At 51.2% G+C, this 1,442-nt stretch carries 2 protein-coding genes; one reads left to right on the top strand and one right to left on the bottom strand.

Annotation, left to right across the window (positions count from 1 at the left end; all coding sequences use genetic code 11):
* Positions 1-134: 134 nt before the first annotated feature.
* Complete coding sequence (locus tag ACFOFO_RS26470) at positions 135-575, bottom strand: hypothetical protein (protein WP_390333555.1); 441 nt, start codon at positions 573-575, stop codon at positions 135-137.
* Between the two features lie 564 nt (positions 576-1,139).
* On the opposite strand from ACFOFO_RS26470, the gene ACFOFO_RS26465 reads away from it, so the two are divergent.
* On the top strand, positions 1,140-1,313 hold the full coding sequence (locus ACFOFO_RS26465; protein ID WP_390329182.1) for a CsbD family protein: 174 nt from the start codon (positions 1,140-1,142) through the stop codon (positions 1,311-1,313).
* Positions 1,314-1,442 lie beyond the last annotated feature (129 nt).

Here is a 1,442-nt window from a genome sequence, read left to right as displayed (position 1 = left end):
CTGGCGAGGTTGTGATGCGCGAATACGGTTTTACAGTCGAGAACGTTTGCAGGCGGGCAGTTGCCCTACTTCACATAGCACTTGTCGCCCGCGAAAGCATCCGTTGGAACCTGCGTTTGGGCAAACCGCTCGGACTATTTAACCGCAGGTATCCAAGAGATGACATCGCCACCGGAAATCTTGTCCTGAATTCGTTCAATCTCTGCCAGCAGGTTCAGCAATTTCTCTAACCATGGATAGCGCTGATAGCGTTGTGCTTTGTTCTTTATATCCAGGTCAGCGATGCACTGCGGGGTCAAAATGCGTGGCTGTGTCCTGCTGCATACCCCGCCATGAAGTTGCGCGCGTTTCCCGAGATACGCCATCGCACACTGTCGTTGGTACGCGACGACGCCACCATAACAACTGACAAAATCTTTGTTGTCGTGGTGCCCTGTGATGTGATGTATATAGGCCTTCCAGTCCCCCGCACGAATGTCAATCGTCACCGCTTTGGGATAGACGTCGGGCACCAGGTCGTTTGAGTAAAGTGCCACTGACACACTACCTCCGATGCCACGCAATTGAATTGCCATTGAATTCTTATTCATTCCCGACCAGCGTTCGTTTCCATAGTTGTCGCCATCCCCGCTTTGCCTCTCATTCCATCCTAACCTATCCTATCGGAAACCCCGATTTTCTTGTACTGGGTTAACGGCAATCTTAGCTTCCGTTGCTTTTTTAAGACGTCTGCGTTGCCCGGCGGCTACATGCCGCCTTGCACGCTTTACTGAATGACGTCTGGAGCGATATCGCAGACCAACGAGCAACGACAAAGCGATTCCTGATTCTCCCTGCTTGCTCGGACGAGCACAGAATCCCGCGAATCCCGGAGTCGAGCTCTCCCACCACTAACGCCAAAACAGTTGCTTCCAGCCATCAAAAAGACAAGGAGCCAGCTGGTCGATGTGCGACGTACATAGATCCATCAGTCCCCTATCGCAGAACGCCAAGATTGCCTAAAAACAACAAGTCGCCCATGAGAAAATCCGTTAGAGACTTCTCGCGTATTGCTTTTTTTGAAATTCTAAAATGTGAACAAGCGGACACCGCTGGAGTCCAATTAATGGGGAATCTCCCAACCTGAACAGGAGCTGGCAATGAACAAAGATCAAGTGAAAGGCGCCGTCAAGGATGCGGCTGGTAAGGTGCAACAAAAAGTTGGCGAGGTCGCCGGTAGCAAAGAGCAGCAGGTCAAGGGCCTAGAGAAGCAGGTCGAGGGCCAAGCACAGAAAACCCTTGGTGACGTCAAACACGCAATCAAGAAACCATAAGCACGGCAAAGCTCATAGAGAAATAGACGGCGGGTACCCCGCCGTTTTTTTGTGTCCGATAGAAACCGGCAGCATCTTAAAAATGCCAACTATTAGTTTCAAGCATCCACGGCGGCCATGGAGACATAA

Source organism: Pseudundibacterium arcticum (genome assembly GCF_042646465.1).
Classification (GTDB): domain Bacteria; phylum Pseudomonadota; class Gammaproteobacteria; order Burkholderiales; family Burkholderiaceae_D; genus Undibacterium_A; species Undibacterium_A arcticum.
Note: the sequence above shows the minus strand (reverse complement) of the source record. Positions and strands in the feature narration are given on the sequence as shown.

Excerpts from the sequence above, each read along its gene's own strand:
- ACFOFO_RS26465 (WP_390329182.1), top strand. The coding sequence starts at position 1,140 with ATGAACAAAGATCAAGTGAAAGGCGCCGTCAAGGATGCGGCTGGTAAG.
- ACFOFO_RS26470 (WP_390333555.1), bottom strand. The coding sequence starts at position 575 with ATGGCAATTCAATTGCGTGGCATCGGAGGTAGTGTGTCAGTGGCACTT.